The sequence below is a fragment of the Streptomyces ossamyceticus genome (genome assembly GCF_001418475.1).
GTDB lineage: Bacteria > Actinomycetota > Actinomycetes > Streptomycetales > Streptomycetaceae > Streptomyces > Streptomyces ossamyceticus.
The window spans coordinates 1-20,844 of the sequence record NZ_LIQX01000200.1; the positions used below are offsets into that span (position 1 = coordinate 1).

At 69.7% G+C, this 20,844-nt stretch carries 14 protein-coding genes and 2 pseudogenes; 6 read left to right on the forward strand and 10 right to left on the reverse strand.

The window, feature by feature from the left end; translation table 11 throughout:
- Positions 1-1,111, reverse strand: a pseudogene (locus AOK15_RS16205) (DNRLRE domain-containing protein); the annotation flags it as partial.
- A gap of 519 nt (positions 1,112-1,630) precedes the next feature.
- On the opposite strand from AOK15_RS16205, the gene AOK15_RS16210 reads away from it, so the two are divergent.
- Entirely contained in the window at positions 1,631-8,890 is a 7,260-nt protein-coding gene (locus tag AOK15_RS16210) for a polymorphic toxin-type HINT domain-containing protein (RefSeq protein WP_240508446.1), read from the forward strand.
- A complete protein-coding gene (locus AOK15_RS16215; protein ID WP_055517330.1) occupies positions 8,887-9,285 on the forward strand; it encodes an Imm32 family immunity protein in 399 nt (132 codons plus the stop codon). The genes AOK15_RS16210 and AOK15_RS16215 overlap by 4 nt, the downstream gene beginning before the upstream one ends.
- A gap of 13 nt (positions 9,286-9,298) precedes the next feature.
- Here the strand turns inward: AOK15_RS16215 and AOK15_RS16220 are convergent, their stop codons facing one another.
- From AOK15_RS16220 to AOK15_RS42160, 4 genes and pseudogenes are all read right to left on the reverse strand, one after another.
- Positions 9,299-10,090: a hypothetical protein gene (locus AOK15_RS16220; protein WP_055517332.1), complete on the reverse strand. Its 792-nt coding sequence runs from the start codon at positions 10,088-10,090 to the stop codon at positions 9,299-9,301.
- An 84-nt stretch (positions 10,091-10,174) separates the two neighbouring features.
- On the reverse strand, positions 10,175-11,551 hold the full coding sequence (locus AOK15_RS16225) for an FG-GAP and VCBS repeat-containing protein (RefSeq protein ID WP_055517334.1): 1,377 nt from the start codon (positions 11,549-11,551) through the stop codon (positions 10,175-10,177).
- 213 nt (positions 11,552-11,764) lie between these two features.
- Entirely contained in the window at positions 11,765-12,082 is a 318-nt protein-coding gene (locus AOK15_RS16230; RefSeq protein WP_055517336.1) for a helix-turn-helix domain-containing protein, read from the reverse strand.
- Positions 12,079-12,446: pseudogene (locus AOK15_RS42160) on the reverse strand (type II toxin-antitoxin system RelE/ParE family toxin). Before AOK15_RS42160 ends, AOK15_RS16230 begins: the two are co-directional and overlap by 4 nt.
- Positions 12,447-12,927: 481 nt before the next feature.
- Between AOK15_RS42160 and AOK15_RS16240 the strand changes: the two are divergent.
- The 3 genes from AOK15_RS16240 (at position 12,928) to AOK15_RS16250 (ending at position 14,408) form a co-directional block, all read left to right on the forward strand.
- Positions 12,928-13,419: a TM2 domain-containing protein gene (locus AOK15_RS16240; protein ID WP_055517341.1), complete on the forward strand. Its 492-nt coding sequence runs from the start codon at positions 12,928-12,930 to the stop codon at positions 13,417-13,419.
- On the forward strand, positions 13,412-13,810 hold the full coding sequence (locus tag AOK15_RS16245) for a DUF2752 domain-containing protein (protein ID WP_055517344.1): 399 nt from the start codon (positions 13,412-13,414) through the stop codon (positions 13,808-13,810). Before AOK15_RS16240 ends, AOK15_RS16245 begins: the two co-directional genes overlap by 8 nt.
- Before the next feature lie 334 nt (positions 13,811-14,144).
- The gene (locus tag AOK15_RS16250) at positions 14,145-14,408 is read left to right on the forward strand and encodes a TM2 domain-containing protein (RefSeq protein ID WP_055517347.1); all 264 of its coding nucleotides are present in this window, start codon (positions 14,145-14,147) and stop codon (positions 14,406-14,408) included.
- Positions 14,409-14,519: 111 nt separating this feature from the next.
- Here the strand turns inward: AOK15_RS16250 and AOK15_RS16255 are convergent, their stop codons facing one another.
- The 5 genes from AOK15_RS16255 to AOK15_RS16275 form a co-directional block, all read right to left on the reverse strand.
- The gene (locus AOK15_RS16255) at positions 14,520-15,281 is read right to left on the reverse strand and encodes a succinate dehydrogenase iron-sulfur subunit (protein ID WP_055517349.1); all 762 of its coding nucleotides are present in this window, start codon (positions 15,279-15,281) and stop codon (positions 14,520-14,522) included.
- Complete coding sequence (sdhA, locus tag AOK15_RS16260; protein WP_055517353.1) at positions 15,281-17,035, reverse strand: succinate dehydrogenase flavoprotein subunit; 1,755 nt, start codon at positions 17,033-17,035, stop codon at positions 15,281-15,283. The genes AOK15_RS16255 and sdhA overlap by 1 nt, the downstream gene beginning before the upstream one ends.
- Positions 17,036-17,058: 23 nt before the next feature.
- Positions 17,059-17,550, reverse strand: coding sequence for a succinate dehydrogenase hydrophobic membrane anchor subunit (locus AOK15_RS16265; RefSeq protein WP_055517355.1), 492 nt, complete (start codon positions 17,548-17,550; stop codon positions 17,059-17,061).
- 5 nt (positions 17,551-17,555) lie between these two features.
- Positions 17,556-17,936: a succinate dehydrogenase, cytochrome b556 subunit gene (gene sdhC / locus AOK15_RS16270; RefSeq protein ID WP_079058517.1), complete on the reverse strand. Its 381-nt coding sequence runs from the start codon at positions 17,934-17,936 to the stop codon at positions 17,556-17,558.
- Between the two features lie 262 nt (positions 17,937-18,198).
- A complete protein-coding gene (locus AOK15_RS16275; protein WP_055517361.1) occupies positions 18,199-18,813 on the reverse strand; it encodes a 2-oxo-4-hydroxy-4-carboxy-5-ureidoimidazoline decarboxylase in 615 nt (204 codons plus the stop codon).
- A gap of 224 nt (positions 18,814-19,037) precedes the next feature.
- Between AOK15_RS16275 and AOK15_RS16280 the strand changes: the two genes are divergently transcribed.
- Complete coding sequence (locus tag AOK15_RS16280) at positions 19,038-20,633, forward strand: beta-N-acetylhexosaminidase (RefSeq protein ID WP_055517364.1); 1,596 nt, start codon at positions 19,038-19,040, stop codon at positions 20,631-20,633.
- Positions 20,634-20,844: the final 211 nt, after the last annotated feature.

Sequence of the window (20,844 nt, forward strand, 5' to 3'; positions counted from 1 at the left end):
GCGCGGGCGTCGGCTCGGCCGGGGCGGACGGCAGCGGGGACTCCGGCACCGTCGGCGCGGGGCCGTCGGTGGCCGGCGGCAGCGTCTCCGGGTTGGTGTCGCCCTGCTCGTCGGTCTCGATCAGCCCCTCGGTCGGGCTCGGGTTGTCGCTCGGCTCGTCGGACGCCGGCGCGGTGGGCTCCGGGCTCTCCTCCGCGGTCGGCTGCGCGGTGGCCCCGACCTGGCCGTCGGTCACCGCCGGGGAACCGGAGCTGTCCCACATCAGCGGGGTCGGCGAGACGGCCACCTCGTTGCCGTACGCGTTCTCCGCGCTCAGCACACTGGTCACCGGGTCGAGCCGGAACGTCAGATCGGCGGCGGTGATGCCGTACGACAGCTGTTGGGCCCGAGGGTCGGCGGCGGCCGTGCGGTTCTTCAGCACGAGCAGTTGGGCGAAGCCGTCGTCGTCGGCGGTCAGCACCAGGTCGGCGCCCGGGAGGATCTCCGGGTACAGCGCGCGGGAGCCGTCGATGATCGGGGCGGGCACCGGGCCCGGCCAGGTCAGCTGGATGGTGTAGCCGTCGACGGTGAGGGTGACCAGAGGGCTCGCGTCCGCGGCGGCGGCCGTGCGCACGCCCTTGACCAGGGAGATCCGCCGGACACCGGAGCCGGCGCGGGAGGCGCGCTCGTCGTCCCGCCCGTCCTCGCCGCGCGCGGCTTTCGACCCGGCCGAGAACACCATGCGCGCGTTCGTGGCCTTCGGTTCCCAGCCCTTGGCGGTGCGGCGCAGGTCGTAGTCGATCGGCTTCCACTCGCCGCCCACCTTGGCCCGGATCGGCGACGCGTACAGCCTCTTCGCCATCTGGCCGTCGGGACGCGCCCACGTCGTGGACCTCGCCGTACGTGCCGTCGTGACCTCGACGGGCCTGCCGGTCTCGGCCGCCCGCGCGAGCGCGGCGGCCTCCCCGACAGGCTTCTTGCGTCCTCCGCCGTCCGAGCCGCCGCGCGAGCCGGGCTCGTCCAGGCCGAGGCCGACGAAGGTGATGCCGGTCGCGGCCAGCGCCGCGGTGAGTACGGCGGCCGTGGTGCGTCTGCCGGGCACACGACGCCAGTTGCGCTCCTTGCGCGTCATCGGGCGAGTTCCCCCTTCCCCCCTTGGAACCGGCACGGGCAGGGCTCGGCCGGGCGAGCCGATGATGACCTATGCGCGGGCCGTCGTCACGCTTCGCAGCCGTCGCGGGGAATTGAGTGGATCAAGGCGGCGGTCCGTAAGTGTGGTGGGGCCCGGCGGCGGGCAAGTCGTATACCAGCCACAGAGGTTGCGGCGAAAAGCCACGAACCGTCGCTGAACTCCCGTGATTCGATGGTTATTTGCCAGAGGAACTGGTGAATTAAGCGATTGATCGCGGAGGGGCGGGGCTTTCCCTTACCGAGGCAAATCCCGTATCTGGGCCCAGCTGGCCGCTATCCATGCTTACGCACCGTGACGGTCATCACATACGCACAGTCGATCTAGCGAAACTTCACACGGGCCCCACAGAATCTCCGACATCTGATACGCCATCACGCGTGGTCTGTTCCTGGCCCGCCTCGAGTGGTCCGGGGGGACCTCGCCGTGTTCGGTCGCTACTCGAATGTCCGTCGTGCCCGTGTGCGCAGAGCCGTCGTGCCCGCGATCGGCGCGGCCCTGCTGGTGGGCCTCCTACCCACCCAGTCCCTGGCCGTGCCGCCCGATCCGGCCGTCGCGGAGAAGGGCCGCGAGACCCTCGACCTGGAGGCGCTCGACCAGGACAAGCCCCTGACGGGCGAGACGTTCGAACGGGACCTGGAGACCCTGAAGGTCGAGGTCCCCGAGGACCTGGAGCAGGCCCCGGCCGGCACCGCCACCGCACCGCTCGCCGACACCGGCACGGTCAGCTTCGGCGGCACCGCGACCACCACCCCCGCCACGGCCCGCACGGCCTCGGAGCGCACGGCCAAGGCCCGCACGGCCTCGACGGCCCAGCAGATCGACCTCAAGCCCGTCGAGGACCTCCCCGTCAGCCTCGGCCAGGCCCCCGACCAGGCGGCCCCCACCGGCACCTGGGCCGTCCAGGTCTACGACCGCGCCTCCACCGTCGCCCAGGGCGTCGACGGCGCCGTCGTCAAGGTCCAGGCGCCCGCCACCGGGTCCGTCCCGGTCTCCGTCAAGCTCGACTACGCCAAGTTCAAGAACCTGTACGGCGCCGACTGGGCCTCCCGGCTGCGCTTCGTCCAGTTCCCCGAGTGCTACCTGACCACGCCGGACGTCGAGGCGTGCCAGGAGTACGAGGAACTGGAGACGGTCAACGACACCAAGGCCCAGTCGATCACCGCCACCGTCGACACCGCCGCCGACGGCACGGTCACCCCGGCGGCCGCCGCGAAGGTCGCCGAGTCCGGCGGGCCCACCGTCGCGCAGGCCGCCTACCGCAAGGCGGGAGCGTCCGCCTCGCCGGTCGCCGCGACCGGTGACGCCGCCGTCGTCGGCGCGGTCGACTCGGGCGGCGGCGCGGGCGGCACCTTCAAGGCGACCCCGCTCGTCTCCAACGGCAAGTGGGCGGCCGGCGGTTCCTCCGGCGCGTTCACCTGGTCGTACCCGCTGTCGATCCCGGCGGCTCCGGCCGGCCCCGCTCCGCAGGTCACCTTCGACTACAACTCCCAGACGGTGGACGGCCGGGTCGCGGTCTCCTCGCCGCAGTCCTCCTGGATCGGCGAGGGCTGGGACTACGACCCCGGCCACATCGAGCGCCGCTACCGCTCCTGCCAGGACGACCGCAAGGCGATGAAGTCCGGCTCGGCCAACAACACGGCCAAGAAGGACAAGACCAACGACCTGTGCTGGGTGTCGTACAACGCGGTGATGTCGCTGGGCGGCAGGACCGTCGAACTCGTGCGGGACGCGCCCTCCGGCAGCGACCCCGAGACCGACACCGAGGTCTACCGCCCGCAGAACGACGACGGCACCCGCGTCGAACGCAGGACGGGCGGCAGCAACGGCGACAACAACGGCGAGTACTGGATCGTCACGACACGGGACGGCACGAAGTACCACTTCGGCCTGAACAAGGTCGGCGGCGGTCACGCCGACACCGACTCCGTCTCCACGGTGCCCGTCTTCGGCAACCACCCGGGCGAGCCCTGCCACGCCACTGCCTTCGCCGACTCCCGCTGCGGAGCCGGCAAGAAGCAGGCATGGCGCTGGGGCCTGGACAAGGTCGTCGACGTGCACGGCAACACGATGGTCGTCAGCTGGAAGCAGGAGACCAACCACTACGCCGTCAAGAAGAAGTTCAAGTCGCCCGAGCAGTACGACCGTCACGCGTACCCCACGGTCATCGAGTACGGCATGCGCTCCGACCTGACGAAGCCGTCGGCGACCGTCGAGTTCGGGGTGAAGCAGCGCTGCCTGAAATCCACCACCGCCTGCGACGCCGCCAACTTCGCCAAGACCGACGACCCGGGCGCGTACCGCCCCTGGTGGGACACGCCCGGCAACCTCAACTGCAAGTCCACGTCGAAGCTGTGCCCCGCCTTCCCGTCGTTCTGGACGCAGATGCGCCTGGACACCGTCACGACGAAGGGCGCCCGCGCCGGCCAGACCGGCCTCGGCAAGGTCGACACCTACGAGCTGCACCAGTCGTTCCCCGAGGACTGGTACGACACCTCCCCGGGCCTGTGGCTGAACTCGATCACCCGGCGCGGCTTCGCCCCCGGTGACACCACCGGCACCCTCCAGCACAAGGACGGCGTCAGCTTCGCCGAGTACTCCGTCGGCTCCACCTCGCCGCTGCGCACCCGGCTCCAGGACCGCCAGCTGCCGAACCTCGTCCTCACCGGCCCGAACGACCAGCGCCCCGCCTTCACCCGGCCCCGCATCGGCACCGTCGCCACCGAGTACGGCGGTGACATCGAGGTCGAGTACAAGGGCGGCTGCGCCACCGAACCGGCCGAGGACAAGGGCCGCAGCAACGGCACCTGCTACCCGCTGCGCTGGTCGCCCGACGGCGACGAGAAGACCCCGGCGAAATCCTGGTTCAACAAGTACGTCGTGCACTCCGTGACCGAGACCGACAAGGTCACCTCGCACGGCAAGCCCATCGTCACCAAGTACACGTACACGGGCCCCGCCTGGGCCAAGAACGACGACGAGTTCACCCGCCCCGCCCTGCGCACGCACAGCCAGTGGCGCGGCTACCGCCAGGTCGCGGTGACCAAGGGCAGCAAGTCCACCTCCCAGCAGGGCGACCCCCAGTCCCAGTCGTACTCCGAGACCCGCTACTTCCAGGGCGTCGGCGGCACGGTGAAGGACTCGACCGGCACACACACCCTCGTCGACGAGGACGAGCCGCAGTACGCGGGCCAGATCGCCGAGACCCTCGCCTACCTCAACTCCGACAAGCGCGTCCAACGGCGCACCCTCAACTTCCCCTGGTCCAAGCAGACCGCGTCCCGGCCCCGGGAGGCCGAGAACGGCGCCGACATGGACCCGCTGCTCGCGCACCGCGGCGGGGTCAGGCGCACCGACGAGATCCAGACCGTCGACAGCAGCTGGCAGGCCGTCCGCACGCTCACCGACGTGGACGACACCTACGGCCTGCCGACCCAGGTCGAGACCGCCGTCGTCAAACCGAACGGCTCCGGCGAGACCCTCTCCCAGCAGACGTGCACCAGGACGTCGTACGTCCACAACACCTCCGCCTGGCTGATCGGGCTGACCAAGGAGCAGCGCAGCACCGGCACGTCCTGCGCGGCGTACGACTCGGCCGACCCGGCGACCAAGCTGATCCGGGCCGTCCGCAACAGCTACGACAACCTCGCCTACGGTGAGGTCCCGACGAAGGGCCTCGTCACCTCCGCGGCGGGTGTCGACGGGGCCGGGACCTCCTACTCCCTCGTCACGAAGACGACGTACGACCCGCTGGGCCGGATCCGCACGGTCACCAAACCCGGCGTGGGCACCGCCGAGACCCAGTACACCCCCGCCGACGAGGGCGGGCCGGTCACCTCGGTGCGGACGATCAACGCCAAGGGCCACGCCGTCACCACGGCCTTCGACCCGGGGCGCAGCCTCGCGCTGACGGTCACCGACGCCAACGGCCGGGTCACGAAGAACGAGTACGACGCCCTCGGACGTTTCGTGAAGGGCTGGTCGCCGTCCCGCTCGTCGGGCGGGAAGACACCGGACGTCGAGATCGCCTACCAGCCGGCGATCGCCACCTCGTCGGAGACCCGCCCGGCCGCCGTCACCACCCGGACCCTGAAGGACAACGGCTCCTACAGCCGCCAGGTGACCCTCTACGACGGTCTGATGCGCCAGGTCCAGACCCAGTCCGAGGCCCATGGGCCCGGCCGGATCATCACCGACGTCAGCTACAACGACCACGGCCTCGTCGACGAGCAGACCGGCGCCTACCTCGCCAAGGGCGAGCCCGCCGCCGCGCTCTTCGAGCCCCGGTCGAAGACGGCGATCCCCAGTTACCTCAAGAAGCGGTACGACGGCATGGAGCGGCAGGTCCGCCTGTCGACGTACCACGACGGCGACTTCCGGTTCGCGACGTACACGACCTACACCGACACCACGACCTTCGTGAACCCGCCCGGCGCGACCGCCCCCAAGACACGGACGTACACTGACGCCCTGGGCCGGGTCACCGCCGTCCGCCACTACGTCAGGGACGACGGCAGCACCGCCGGACGCACGACCTCCTACGAGTACGACGCCCGCGGCAACCGCAGCAAGGTCACCGACCCGGCGGGCGGCACATGGTCGTACACCTATGACGCCCGCGGCCGGACGACCTCCGTCACCGACCCCGACATGGGCCGCACGGAGACCTGGTACGACAGCGCCGACCGACCGAACAAGGTCACGGACGCCAAGTCGCGCACCACGCACACCGAGTACGACGAACTGGGCCGGGTCAAGGCCGTCCGCGAGGGTTCGTCCTCGACGCCCGTCCTGTCGTTCACCTACGACACCCTGTCCGGCGCGCTCGGCCAGCCGGTCGCCTCGACCCGGCACACCGCGGGCGGCGACTACATCAGCCGCGTCACCGGCTACGACACCGACTACCGGCCCACCGGCACCGAGACCGTCGTCCCGTCCAATCCGATGACGACGGGCCTCGCCGGCACCTACGCCTACGCGTACACGTACACCCCGACCGGCAAGCAGCAGTCGGTCACCCTGCCGGCCGTCGGCGGGCTGGCGAAGGAGAAGGTCGTCACCCGCTACAACGGCGACGGCTTCGCCGAGTCGACCTCCGGTCTGAGCTGGTACACCTCCGACGTCACCTACTCGCCGCTCGGCGACGTCCTGCGCACCGTGTCGGGCGCGCAGCCCAACCGGGTCTGGACGACCAACTTCGTCGACCCGCACACCGGCCGTCTGCAGCGCACGGTCGCCGACCGGGAGACCTCCGGCCCGCACCGCGTCTCGGACGGCTACTACTCCTATGACCAGTCCGGCTCCATCACCTCCCTCGCCCGACGGCTCGGCGACCCGAGCACCCCGGTCTGGGACACCCAGTGCTTCACCTACGACGTGCTGGGTGAGCTGGTCCACGCCTGGACCTCCAAGGTCACGCCCACCGGGGCCGGCAACGGCTGCAAGTCCTCCAACGGCACCGCGTGGGGCCACCGCACCGACTACGCGGCCTCCTCGGGCCCCGTGGCCGAGGCACCCGACGAGGCGAGCGACACCACCGGTCCGGACGCGACCCTGACGGCGACGCTGGCCGCCGCCGCCCCCGACACCGCGACCGTCGCCACCGGCGGGACCGCCTACCGCCAGTCGTTCACCTTCGACTGGCTGGGCAACCGGGCCTCGATGACGGAACACGACCCCGCGGACCCCGCCAAGAACGTCGGCTACACCTACGGCTACGAGTCCGCACAGCCCCACACCGTGCGCTGGATCAGCTCCACCCCGTCCGGCAAGGGCAGTTCCTACACGTACGACGCCGCGGGCAACACCGAGGTCCGCGACCTGGCCGCCACCACCCAGAACCTGACGTGGACGTACGAGAACCAGCTGGAGACCATCACCGACGACGGCAAGAAGACGAGCTACGTCTACGACGCCGCCGGCAACCGCATCCTGGAGAACTCCCCCTCCGGATCGACGCTCTACCTGGGCGACACCGAGGTGACGACCGGCTCGTCCGGCACCATCACCCGCGCCTCCCGCTCCTATGTCCAGCCCGGCGCGCCGACGGTGACCCGGACCGCGAGCAACGGTGCCACGACGGGTCACCAGCTCGCCGTCCAGCTCGCCGACCACCTCGGCACCTCCGACACCTCGGTGGCGCTCTCCAGCGGCCAGCCGGTCACCCGCCGTGCCTTCAAGCCGTACGGCGAGGTCCGCGGGACGAAGCCGTCGGCCTGGCCCAACAAGCGCGGCTACCTGGGCGTCGGCATCGACGACACCGCCACCGGCCTGACCCATGTCGGCGCCCGCGAGTACGACCAGAACTCCGGTCGTTTCCTCTCCGCCGACCCCGTCATCGACGTCACCGACCCGCTGCAGATGAACGGGTACGCCTACAGCAACAACAGCCCCGTCACCAACTCCGATCCGTCGGGCCTGTTCTGCGACGGCTGCAGCGCGAACAACCCCGACTCCGTCTGGGCGGACCCGCACCACGGGCCCGGCTGCACCACCTCGGCCTGCTACGACAACGACGGGAAGTTCCTCTACTCCACGACCACCGGGGGCTGGGAGGAGACCCAGGCCGCCAGCAAGGTGTGGACCAAGAGCCAGACACCGAAGACGAACGACCTCCAGGACCTGCTGAAGCACTTCCTGATGAACAGCCCGAACGGCGACTCGCCCGAGACCGACTACTGGGTCACCCCCGTCTACGAGAACTCCGGACCGGGCAACGCGTGCTTCGGCCGGGAGGCCTGCCGTCAGGCGTACAAGTACCTGCTGCACCACGACGACGTGGGCGAGGCCAAGCGCATCGCCGCCAACTACTGCGTCGAGAACTTCAACAAGTGCGTCGCGGACGCCAAGGCGTTCGAGCGCGGCAAGCTGATCGAGGGCTTCATCGGCGCCCTGGTCACCGGGGGCAGGGGCGGCGCCGCCGTCGCGGCGGAGGGCCGGGCCGCCAAGGGCGGATCGGGCAGACGGGGGCTGCCCGTCGGCTGCAAGTGCTTCCTGGCCGGCACGGACGTCCTGATGGCCGACGGCACCACCAAGGACATCGAGGACGTCGAACTCGGCGACGAGGTCCAGGCCCTCGACCCGGAGACCGGCGAGTCCGGGCCGCGGAAGGTCACACGGCTGATCGTCACGGAGTCCGACAAGTACTTCAACGAGCTGTCGATCGCCACCGAGGACGGCGTCGAGAAGCTCACGGCCACCCACGAGCACCCGTTCTGGTCGCCGTCCGAGGACGACTGGATCGAGGCGGGCGACCTCGCGCCGGGGACGTCCCTGCTCACCGACACCGGCGACACCGTCATCGTCACCGGCAACCGTGCCTTCGCCAGGCATGCCCGCACCTACAACCTCACCGTCGCCGACCTGCACACGTACTATGTGCTGGCCGGGCACACGCCGGTCCTGGTCCACAACTCCAGCTGCCCCATCTCGATGGACGAGGCGGTGTCGCGGGCGGCCGCCTTCGTCGGCGGTGAGGGCCGGGTCGTGGTCTCGGGCAGTGGCGGCTGGCAGTTCATCAGGACGTTCCGGGACGCGGCGGGCCGGAAGATCACCCAGATCGCCCGGTTCGACATCAACCTCAAGTCCCCGCACGTGCAGCAGTACGGCCCCCACCTGAACCTGGAGACCCAGATCAACGGTCAGACGGTGCGGTCGGGACCGCTGGCGGACCCCCACACACCGATCGACATCGGCACCGCGAGACCAGGAGACGTTCCGTGATCCAGTCCGACCTGATCGTCCGTGCCACCGAGGACGCCGGTGAGGTGGAGATCTCCGGGACCGTCGACGCCCTCCTCGCGTGGGCGGACGCCCTGACCCGGGACGACGCGGAGATCACCACCGGCCGGGGGGCGGACCCGTCCCCGTACGCGCGCCATCTCGCGGGCGTGCGGGTGCGGACGACGCCCCACGGGTTGGTGGAGATCTCCTTCGACGAGGAGGCGCAGGCCCTCACCTTCACGGGCTCCCAGGAATCCATGGAGGTCCTGGGCCAGAACATCCGGGGCCTGTGCCAGGAGGGTGTGCCGGGGGAGCACCTGCACATCGAGTACTTCCCCGACCACTTCTATCTGGCGGAGTCCCGGATCGCCCTGGTCGTGGCCCGCGTCGACTGACGCGGGGCCCCGCTCAGGACCCGCAACCCCCCACCCGTCGCGTGCTCAGCGCGATGTCGTCCATCCGGACGTCGTACGACGACGGGCTGGGGTCGGCCTGGTACAGCTGCCAGCCCAGCTTCAGCTTGTCGAACGTCGGGAAGACGAAGTCGTCCGCCGTGCCGCCGTGCTGCTTCGTCGAGACGGTCAGGTCGGGCTGCTCGACACCGTCGAGATACACGGTGACCCGGTTGTCCGTCGCGTCGAGGTGGAACTCCGCACAGGTCCACGCCGCGTCGGCGGCCGGCGCGGACGTGCGCCAGTTGGTCCAGTCGCCGGTGGGACCGAGGTCGGAGCCGACGCCGTAGAAGTTGCCCTTGTCGGTGGGGGCGAACTGGCCGCCGAGCGGGCGCACCAGGGTGGGGGAGTCGGCGCCGGACGCCTCCGCGAGGGTCCAGTGGGCCCACTGGGGTGCCGTCGGGAAGCGGTCGACCCGCAGCCGCATCCGGGCCCAGAAGCTGTTGCCGGGCGGGGCGAGGTCGGGGAAGACCATGAAGGCACGGCCGTTGCCCTCGGTGTGGATCCGGAGTTCCCGGCCGCGCCCGTCGGGGGCGCGCTCGACGGTCAGTGAACCGTTCGCGGTGTCGGTGGTCCAGTCCCGCCCGCCGGTGACGGGGCCGAGAGGGAGCCGGTTGAAGTTCTCCTTCACGAAGGTCCCGCCGTACATGTCGTGCGGGGCGGGGGTCGCCGAGGCAGTGGGGGGTATCGCGATCAGGATCGCGGCCGCGGCCGACAGTGCGGCCGCGGCTTTCCTCAGGTAGGTCATGGGGTCAGTCTGTGAACAACAGCCCCATCCGTCACGCAAGTTGGACGCGATCCAGCCAAGCGGCAACCACTCGGACGGCTACCGCTACTGCGGGAAGACCGGCTTAAGGCTCAGCTCCGTCACCGTGTCGGTCGTGATCCCGGATGCGCCCGCCCGGAAGAACAGGCTCGTCTCGCGGTTCTCGCTCCCGGCGAGGAGGTCCTTGTCTCCGTCGCCGTCGAGGTCGCGCAGGCGGATGGCGGAGCCGAACATCTCGTACCGTTCAGGGGTGCCCGGTACTCCCGCCGTGGCCCGGCTGAACCACTGGGAGCCCGCGCCGGTCAGGCCCTTCCTGCCGCCGCGCAGGATGTGGATGCCGCCCGCGTGCTTCGTGGAGCCGACCTTCTCCCCGGAGACTCCGACCGCGAGGTCCGGGTAGCCGTCACGGTTCGTGTCGCCTGCGGACAGGCCGTACCCGAAGCCGTCCCCCTTCGACGCGGCCGTGGCGATGCCGGAAGTGGCTTGGGTGAAGCGGTACTTGGTGGCCGGTCCGGACTTGCCGCCGCGCACGACGACCACAGAGCCCGCACCCTTGTTGTACCAGGTGTCGCCGACCGCCAGGTCCCCGTAGCCGTCCTTGTCGAAGTCCGCGATCACGCCGGTCGGGTCGTAGTCCGGCTCCTTGTTGTTGATCGCGACCAGCTTGCCGCTCCACCTGACCGTCTTGCCGCCGCGCAGCAACCAGGCGTCCTGGGTCATCTTGTCCTTGCGGTAGCCCTGGCCGAGGGCATACAGATCGGTGGCCCTGTCCTTGGTGACCTTCCCCGCGACCAGCCCGGTCGGTTCGAAGGTGCGGGTGTGGTCCGAGCGGGTGTGCTTCGTGACCTTGCCCGTTCTGCCGGACTGGGTGAAGCCGCCCCGGTAGATGTAGATGGTGTCGAGGCCGTCGGCGACAGCCAGGTCCGCCTTGCCGTCACCGTCGAAGTCACCGGTCTCCAGCTCGTTGCCGAAGCTGCGGTGGGACTTGGCCTTGAGGGGGAGCCTTGTCGCCTTGGTGCCGAGACCGGACCTGCCGCCCCACATGACGGTGACCGTGCCCGCGCTGACCTTCCCGCTCACCTTCTCGCTGCGGTCGGCGACCGCCAGATCCGCGTAGCCGTCACGATTGAGGTCGGCGGCGGCGAGATCCTCGCCGAAGCCGTCGCCGTAGCCGCCCGCTTCACCCGACTTGCCCGGCACACCGGGGCTGTTCTGCGTGAACGTCCTGGTCTTGGTCCCGGGGCCGGTCGCAGCCCCATAGGTCACCGTGAACGAGCCATAGTCGGTGGTCGCGTAGTCCCGGTACCCGTCACCGTTGAAGTCGTCGGCGTACTTGGCGGGGGTGGCGCTCGCGCTGCCCGTCGAGAGGACGAGCAGTCCGCCGGTCAGCGACACGGCCGCGGCCGTCGCGAGAACCAGGCGGGTGTTCCTGCGTGTGAACATGCGTCTCCTGCGGTGCGCGCGGGGGCTCGTCGGCCGGCCCGCGCTGGTCTGGGACGCCGGAGAGGGCAGAGCCGGGGGTGGTACCAACGACGTTGACACGCGGCACAGCTGAGTCATCGTCATACTCACGGCACTGCCGAACAGGCGTACAGAAGAGACACGCGTCGAGGCACAAGGGTTGTACGGGAATCGTGGGGAACATCGAGTGCCGGGCTACGCCACGACCACCCGGGTTCCGTTGAAGTTCGCGACGATCTCCAACTCCCCGCCCAAGGCCTCCACGTAAGCCGCGACCGTTCCCACCTCGGTGGACTCGGTCCTGCCGCGCTCGATGGCGGACACGCGTTCCTGTCGTACGTGCATACGGTCGGCTACCTCGCGCTGGGTGAGCCCGAGTTGCTTGCGCATCTCGGCCAGCCGGTGCGCACGTGCTTCTGCGACCATACGCCGGGCACCCGCGGTGATCTCGTCCAAGTCCTCGGTGTCGAAGACCTCTTCCTTGACCTCGTCCCATGAGTGAAAGCTGGTCATCGCTCTGTCTCCTCGTGACGTCGCCGGGCCAGGTGGTCCAGCCACTCGGTATAGCGTTCCTCGGCCAGGGGATCGAGCGGCGGTACCACGCCGTCCATCGCCCCGCCTTGTCACCGGCCACCAAGAGCACCGCGCTGCGCCCGGGATCGAAGGCGAAGAGGATCCTGATCTCTGTGTCACCGGACGAACCGGGTCTCAGCTCTTTGAGGTGATGCAGGGCTGAGCCCTTGATCCGGTCCACCAGAGGGCGTCCGAGATCAGGGCCCTCCTCCACGAGAGCCTGGATCGCTTGGCCCACCAGGCGTGCCGTGGTGCGGTCGTCCTTGCGCAGTGCGTGCAGCCAATCGCGCACCTCTCCGGTCATTTCAAGATGCCAGGCCATCAACGATCACCATGTAGTACGTGTACATACTAGTACCCTGGTGTACTAGATGCCATCCGAGGGTGACAGTCCGGCGCGGATCACTCGATGGAGTGACCGTTCTCCAGCAGGCCCCGCTCCCTCTCAAAAGCCGCGCGCCTCGAACCCGTTCGTCCGGGGGTCGGCCACACGCTCGTGGCGCCCCACGACCAGTGCCTGTCGATCGCGCGGAAATCGGACTTCCCGGCGCGGACGGGAACCGACCCTCGCCGAGCGACTGTCTTCCCCAGGAGGTGGACCGCATGCTCGCCGTCATCCTCGGCAAGTCAATGCCGCTCGCCCGGAACGCGGAGATCACGGACCCGACGATCCCAGCCAGCTGTGACCATGAGGTAACAACTTCTCTCCGGGGCCTCCTCTCCTGCAATATGACGGACAGCCCATATTCAGCCGCTCAAGCAATCAACACGCAGGAGTCAGTACCGTGACCGAGCAGCCCCAGCAGCCCGCTCAGCCCCCGCAGCCGCCCCAGCCCGGCTACGGGTACCCGAACCAGGCTCCTGGCCAGGCGCCGGGCGCCAACCCGTACGGCGCTCCGCAGGGCGGCTACCCGCAGGACGCGTACCAGCAGCCGGGCGCCGCTCCGGGCTACGGCTACCCCCAGCAGGGCGCCCAGCCGGGCTACGGCTACCAGGCGCCCCCGGTGGGCGGCGCGTACACGGGTGACCCCAACGCCCCCTACGGGTACGACCCGTACGGCCGCCCGTACTCCGACAAGTCGAAGATCGTCGCAGGCATCCTGTCGCTGTTCCTCGGCTCGTTCGGCGTCGGCCGCTTCTACATCGGCCATGTCGGCCTCGGCCTCGGCCAGCTGTTCACCTGCGGCGGCTTCGGCATCTGGGCGCTGGTCGACGGCATCATCCTGCTGACGAGCAGCAACACCACGGACTCCAACGGGCGGGTCCTGCGTGGCTGAGCGGCGCCCCGCCGTCCTGCGACACCCGGCGGCGGCCCCCCTCGTGGTGGCCGCCGCCGGGCTGGCGGGCGCCGCGTATGTGTACGGCACCAACCCGCACGAGCCCGGCCATCTGCTGCCCCAGTGCCCGTTCCGCTATGTCACGGGGCTGCTCTGCCCCGCCTGCGGCGGCACCCGCATGGTGTACGACCTGATGCACGGCCAGTTCACCGCCGCCTGGCACGACAACCGGGTGCTGCTGCTCGCCGCGCCCTTCGCGCTCGTCCTGCTCGGCCGCTGGTTCGTCGAGGGCCTGCGCGGACGCCGCTGGCGCCCCGAACTGAAGCCCCGCACCCAGGCCTTGATCCTGGGTATCGCGGTGACCTGGACGGTCGTCCGCAATCTCCACTGAACGGTCGGCACATCCGCGCCGAATCGTTGCTTCTCCCCTTCCCGGCCCGCCGTAAATCCCTTACGCCCGCTTTACGTCGCGCAGTTGTCGCAACTTGGCTGGAACCGGATCACGGAATCGGAACGATCGGCTGTTTCCCCTCCCATCCGTCGCATGCGCCTCACTACGCTGCAACGGCGACAGGGGGGATGACGGGGGATTACGTCGTGCTCGATCGTCGGCCGGTGTTCGCCGTGCCCGATCACTGCCGGTTTTTGCCGCGCCTTCCCTCCTGGACTCCCCCCGAAGCAATCCGCTTCGGCCTTTTCAGTCAGTACATCCAGGAGTTACTTCGATGACCGTCCCCACCCCTGACGCTCCCTTCGGCTACGACCCGCAGGGCCGTCCCTACTCCGACAAGTCGAAGATCGTCGCCGGCATCCTGCAGCTGTTCCTCGGCACGCTCGGCATTGGCCGCTTCTACGTCGGTTCCGTGGGCGTGGGTGTCGCCCAGCTGCTCACCTGCGGTGGTCTGGGCTTCTGGTCCCTGATCGACGGCATCCTGTTCCTCACGAGCAACGACCGCACCGACGCGCAGGGCCGCGTCCTGCGCGGCTGACACCCTGTCCGGGCCCCTCGGGCCCGGTGAGGTACGGCGACAACGCTGAGGGCCCCGCTCCGATCCCGGAGCGGGGCCCTCAGCGTCGTACGGCCAGGACGGCCGGGAGTCCTAGAAGCGGCGCGTGATCAGCGCCCGCTTCACCTCCTGGATCGCCTTGGTGACCTCGATACCGCGCGGGCAGGCGTCCGTGCAGTTGAACGTCGTGCGGCAACGCCACACGCCGTCCTTGTCGTTGAGGATCTCCAGCCGCTGCTCGCCGGCCTCGTCACGCGAGTCGAAGATGAAGCGGTGGGCGTTGACGATCGCGGCCGGACCGAAGTACTGGCCGTCGTTCCAGAACACCGGGCACGAGGACGTGCAGGCGGCGCACAGGATGCACTTCGTCGTGTCGTCGAACCGCTCGCGGTCCTCCGCCGTCTGAAGCCGCTCACGCGTGGGCTCGTTGGTGTCCTTCGTGATCAGGAAGGGCATCACGTCCCGGTACGCCTGGAAGAACGGCTCCATGTCCACGACCAGGTCCTTCAGGACCGTGAGGCCCTTGATGGGCTCGACCGTGATCGGCTTCTCGGGGTTGATGTCCTTGATCAGCGTCTTGCACGCCAGACGGTTCTTGCCGTTGATCCGCATGGCGTCCGAACCGCAGATGCCGTGCGCGCAGGAGCGGCGGAAGGTCAGCGTCCCGTCCAGGTCCCACTTGATCTTGTGCAGACCGTCGAGGACCCGCTCCTTGGGGTCGATCTCCAGCTGGAAGTCTTCCCACACCGCCTCGGCCGCGACCTCGGGGTTGAAGCGGCGGACCCGGAAGGTGACGGTGATGTACGGGGACGCGGCGGAGTCGGCCTCGACCTTGTCCAGAACAGGGGTAGCCATCAGTACTTACGCTCCATCGGCTGGTAGCGGGTCTGGACGACCGGCTTGTAGTCGAGGCGGACGGTCTCGGAGCCGTCGTCGCCGACCTCGCGGTACGCCATGGTGTGACGCATGAAGTTGACGTCGTCGCGGTTCGGGTAGTCCTCGCGGTAGTGACCGCCGCGGGACTCCTTGCGGGCGAGCGCGGAGACGGCCATGACCTCGGCCAGGTCGAGCAGGTTGCCCAGCTCGATGGCCTCCAGCAGGTCGGTGTTGAACCGCTTGCCCTTGTCCTGGATCGCCACGTTCTTGTAGCGCTCGCGCAGCTCGGCGATCTTCTCGACGGCCGTCTTGATCGTCTGCTCGGTGCGGAACACCATGACGTTCGCGTCCATGGTCTCCTGCAGTTCACGGCGGAGTTCCGCCACGCGCTCGTTGCCCGTGGAGGAGCGCAGCCGCTCGATCTGCTCGACGACCAGGGACTGCGGGTCCTCCGGCAGCTCGACGAAGTCGGCCTTCTGCGCGTACTCGGCGGCCGCGATGCCCGCCCGGCGCCCGAACACGTTGATGTCGAGCAGCGAGTTCGTGCCGAGGCGGTTGGCGCCGTGCACGGAGACACAGGCGACCTCACCGGCGGCGTACAGACCGGGGACGACGGTGGTGTTGTCGCTGAGGACCTCACCCTCGACGTTCGTCGGGATGCCGCCCATGGCGTAGTGCGCGGTCGGCTGGATCGGGATCGGGTCCGTGTAGGGCTCGATACCGAGGTAGGTCCGCGCGAACTCGGTGATGTCCGGGAGCTTGGCGTCCAGCTGCTCCGGCGGGAGGTGCGTCAGGTCCAGGTAGACGTGGTCGCCCTCGGGACCGCAGCCGCGGCCCTCGCGGATCTCCGTGTAGATGGAGCGGGAGACGACGTCACGGGACGCGAGGTCCTTCATGACCGGCGCGTACTTCTCCATGAAGCGCTCGCCGTCCTTGTTGCGGAGGATGCCGCCCTCACCACGGGCGCCCTCCGTCAGCAGGATGCCCATGCGCCAGATGCCGGTCGGGTGGAACTGGAAGAACTCCATGTCCTCCAGCGGCAGACCCCGGCGGTACACGGCCGCCTGGCCGTCACCGGTGAGGGTGTGCGCGTTGGACGTCACCTTGAAGAACTTGCCGCAGCCGCCGGACGCGTAGATCACGGACTTCGCCTGGAAGACGTGGATCTCGCCGGTCGCCAGCTCGTAGGCCACGACACCGGCGGACTTCTTGACGCCGTCGACCTCGGTGATCAGCTGGTCGAGGACGTAGAACTCGTTGAAGAACTCCACGCCGTGCTTGACGCAGTTCTGGTACAGCGTCTGGAGGATCATGTGGCCGGTGCGGTCGGCCGCGTAGCAGGACCGGCGGACCGGGGCCTCGCCGTGGTTGCGGCTGTGACCGCCGAAGCGGCGCTGGTCGATGGTGCCGTTCGGGGTGCGGTTGAACGGCAGGCCCATCTTCTCCAGGTCGAGGACGGAGTCGATGGCCTCCTTCGCCAGGATCTCGGCGGCGTCCTGGTCGACCAGGTAGTCACCGCCCTTGACCGTGTCGAAGGTGTGCCACTCCCAGTTGTCCTCCTCCACGTTGGCGAGCGCGGCGGCCATGCCGCCCTGCGCGGCGCCCGTGTGGGAGCGGGTGGGGTACAGCTTGGTCAGCACGGCGGTGCGGCTGCGCTTCGTCGACTCGATCGCGGCGCGCATACCGGCGCCGCCGGCGCCGACGATGACGGTGTCGTACTTGTGGATCTTCATGATCGGTTGCCTCAGCCCCGTGCCTAGCGGATGTTCGGGTCGAAGGTGAAGATCACCAGCGTGCCCAGCAGGATGGTGAACACCGTGGCGGTGTACAGCAGGCCCTTCAGCCACAGCCGCGTGTTCGCACGCTCGGCGTAGTCGTTGATGACCGTGCGCAGGCCGTTGGCGCCGTGCAGCATCGCCAGCCACAGCATGAGCAGGTCCCAGACCTGCCAGAACGGGGACGCCCAGCGGCCCGCGACGAACGCGAAGCCGATCTTGGAGACGCCGCCGTCGAGGACGAGCTGGATCAGCAGGTGGCCGATGACCAGGACGACCAGGACGATGCCGGACAGCCGCATGAACAGCCACGCGGCCATCTCGAAGTTGCCGCGGGTCGACTTCGGGGTCTTCTTGGTGCGCTTGCGGGGCGCCTCGATGAGCGGCGCCGGGTTCTCCGGGCCGTAGCCCGACAGAGTGCCCGAGCCCTCGACGGGGCCGATGCCGGAGGCGGTGGTCTCAGTGGTGGACATGGCTGTCAGCTCCCCCACAGTTCACGGACGGCGTGACCGAGGACGGGGTACAGGGCCCCGATCATCAGCACGACCCAGACGCCGAGGACGATCCACAGCATCGTCTTCTGGTGACGCGGGCCGTTCGACCAGAAGTCGACGGCGATCACCCGAAGGCCGTTGAGCGCGTGGAAGAGGATGGCGGCGACGAGGCCGTACTCCAGCAGCGCGACGATCGGCGTCTTGTACGTGGCCACGACCTTGTCGTAGGCCTCGGGGGAGACACGGACGAGAGCGGTGTCCAGCACGTGTACGAACAGGAAGAAGAAGATGAGGACGCCGGTGACTCGATGAGCCACCCAGGACCACATTCCTTCCCGGCCGCGGTACAGCGTTCCAGCCGGCACGGAAGAACCCTCCGGGAGCGGGATTGGGGCCGGCCGGCTTGTCTGTCGGTCTGACCCGGCCGGGTACGGTCCACCGGCCCTGGCCATCGTAGCGACGTGTGCGTGCGGCGCTTAAGCCGGGTATGGCGGTGTGATCAAACTGGCACCGAAGGCTGCACGTAAGGGTGAGTATCGGGCGGCATCAGGGGTGAGGGGCGCCGGTCCGTCGCCCGGTGCGGGTCCGCCGTGGCCGGTTTCGGCCTTGTGGCCGGGCCGTACGAGGTCAGAGCGGCGCGTCCCGGAGGAAGCCGATCAGCCGTTCCGCGGCGAGGCGCCGGAGTTCCTCCGCCACGACGACCCGCTCCTCCTCCGGATCGTGGGCCAGACGTGAGCGGATGCCCTCCAGGGTGCGGTCCAGGCGCTCCACCGGAGGGGTGCCGTCCAGGCTGATGACGAACACATGGCCGAAGCGGGCCTCGTAGGCGGCGTGGGCGGCGCTCAGGGCCGTGTGCGCCACGTCGTACGTGTCCGAGGGCAGGGAGGGGAGGGTCTCACCGGCCAGGGCCTCGGCCAGGTCGGTCGCCGTGAGGTCGTACGCGGCCTCGTCGGAGGCGGCCAGCAGGGCGTCCAGGTCCGGGTAGGGGCGGTGGTCGGTGAGCCGGTGGGCCCAGCGGAGGCTGCGCAGACAGCCGAGGAGGGACTGGCGCAGGGTGTCCTCGGGGGCGTGGTTGAACCACTCCACGGCCGTGGGACTCGGGGTGTGCGCCTGCTCCGGAAGGGTGACCCGGCCGGGGAGGTGGGGGAGACGGTGCGGAGGCAGCGTGGTTCCTCGGCGGTGCGTAGGGGTCGGCAGAGCAGGCTGAGCGAGATGTGCCACCACGTTATCGAGGTGGGTCATGGGCTGTCCGTTCGATGCCCGAAATTCACCCGGTCGGGCAAGTTTCGGACTCTGTGGTGGACTGGTGGGGTGGTCGGACGTCGTAGGTTCGAGGGGGAGGTACGGGGAGAGGACGGCAGAGAGGTGTGCGAGATGTGGCGGATGAGGACCGGGGCCGGGAGCGCGTCGTGAGCGGTGGCCGGCGCCGGGCTCCCCGCAGGAGGACGGCGATCACGACGAAAGGGTTGCTCCTGGGTTCCGGGGTCGTCCTCGCGGGTGGCGCCGTCGCCGTGGCGGTGACCGTGTGGCCGGGCGGTGACACCCGGACGGCGGGCGGCTCGGGGCCCTCGCGCGAGCCGTCGTCCGTGAGCGCCGCGAAGGGCACCCCCACACCGTCCCCCTCGCCCTCGCGCTCGTACGCCCTGTCGCAGAAGCCGCGCACCATTCCGGCGGTACGGCAGCACCAGGCCGCCCGCGGGCCGGGCTGGCGCCCCTCCGACGGCGGCCGGGTCGTGGTGCGCAGCGGCGCGCTCGCCGACGAGGGACGGCTGACCGCCGGGGAGCTGGGCCTGACCTACGCCGGGGACGCCAAGCCCCGCCAGGGCGATGTGGAGCTGGCGCTCACCGGGTCGGGGACGTCCGCCTCGGAGGCGTACACGCTGACGGTGAAGGACCGGCGGGTGCGGATCGCCGCGCCGGCCGAGGCCGGGGTGTTCTACGGCACCCGCACCCTGAAGCAGACGGTGCGTGGCGGCGGTACGGCGCCGGAGGGCGTGATCAACGACGAGCCCGCCAAGCCGCAGCGCGGGTTCATGCTCGACATCGCGCGCAAGCACTTCACGGCCGGCTGGATCGAGGACCGCGTCCGGGAGCTGGGCGACCTCAAGTACAACCAGCTCGGCCTGCACTTCTCCGACGACCAGGGCTTCCGGATCGAGTCCTCCAGCCACCCCGAGGTGGTGTCGGACCAGCACCTCACCAAGGCGCAGGTGCGGAAGATCGTGGCGCTCGCCGAGAGCCGCCACATCGAGGTCGTCCCCGAGATCGACTCACCCGGCCACCTGGGGGCCGTGATCGCCGGGAACCCCCAGTTGCAGCTGGTCAACGCGCAGGGTGTCGCCGCGCGCGGGGCCGTCGACATCTCCAAGCCGGCCGCCGCGAAGATCGTCGACGAACTCCTGAACGAGTACGCGGGCCTGTTCCCCGGCGCGCGCTGGCACCTCGGCGGCGACGAGTACCGGGCGCTCTTCGCGTCGAACCCGGAGGCGTCCTACCCCCAGCTGGCGGCGGCCGCGCGGGCGAAGTACGGCACGGGCGCCACCGTCGCCGACCTGGCGACCGGCTGGCTCAACGACCGGGCCGCGGTGATGCGCGGCCACGACCGGACGGTGCGGGCGTGGAACGACGGGTTCTTCCGGGGCGGCCGCGTCCAGGCGGACAAGCGGATCCAGGTCGCCTACTGGACGGGCAAGGAGATCGGGGCACGGCAGCCGGTCGAGTACCTCAGCGCCGGGCGGCAGGTCGTCAACTACAACGACGAGTACCTCTACTACGTGCTCGGTGAGCCCAACCAGTTCTTCTACCCGACCGGGCAGCGCATCTACGAGTCGTGGACCCCGCGGGTGCTGCGCGGCACGACCGCCGTGCCCGCGCAGTACGACAAGCAGATCCTGGGCGGTGTCTTCGCGGTCTGGTGCGACCTCGCGAACCGGCAGACCGAGGCCCAGGTGGCGGCCGGGGTGCGCATGCCGCTGCGGGCGCTGTCGCAGAAGCTGTGGGACCCGGCGAAGCCGACGCTTTCGTGGGCGCAGTTCCGGGCGCTGGCGGCAAAGGTGAGCTGAGCGCGCCGGGGCGGGAGCCGAGCGGGCGGGCCGCGCCGGTGCGGGAGCTGGGCGCACCGGGGTGGGAAAGGGGTGGACGGGCGGGGCCGGTGAACCGTATGTTCCGCGTGTTCTGATCGCCGAGCGCGAGGGTCTGGGGAGGACCGCGCTCGGCGATCAGAACACGCGGAACATACGGTTCACCGGCCCCGCCCGTCCACCCCTTTCCCAC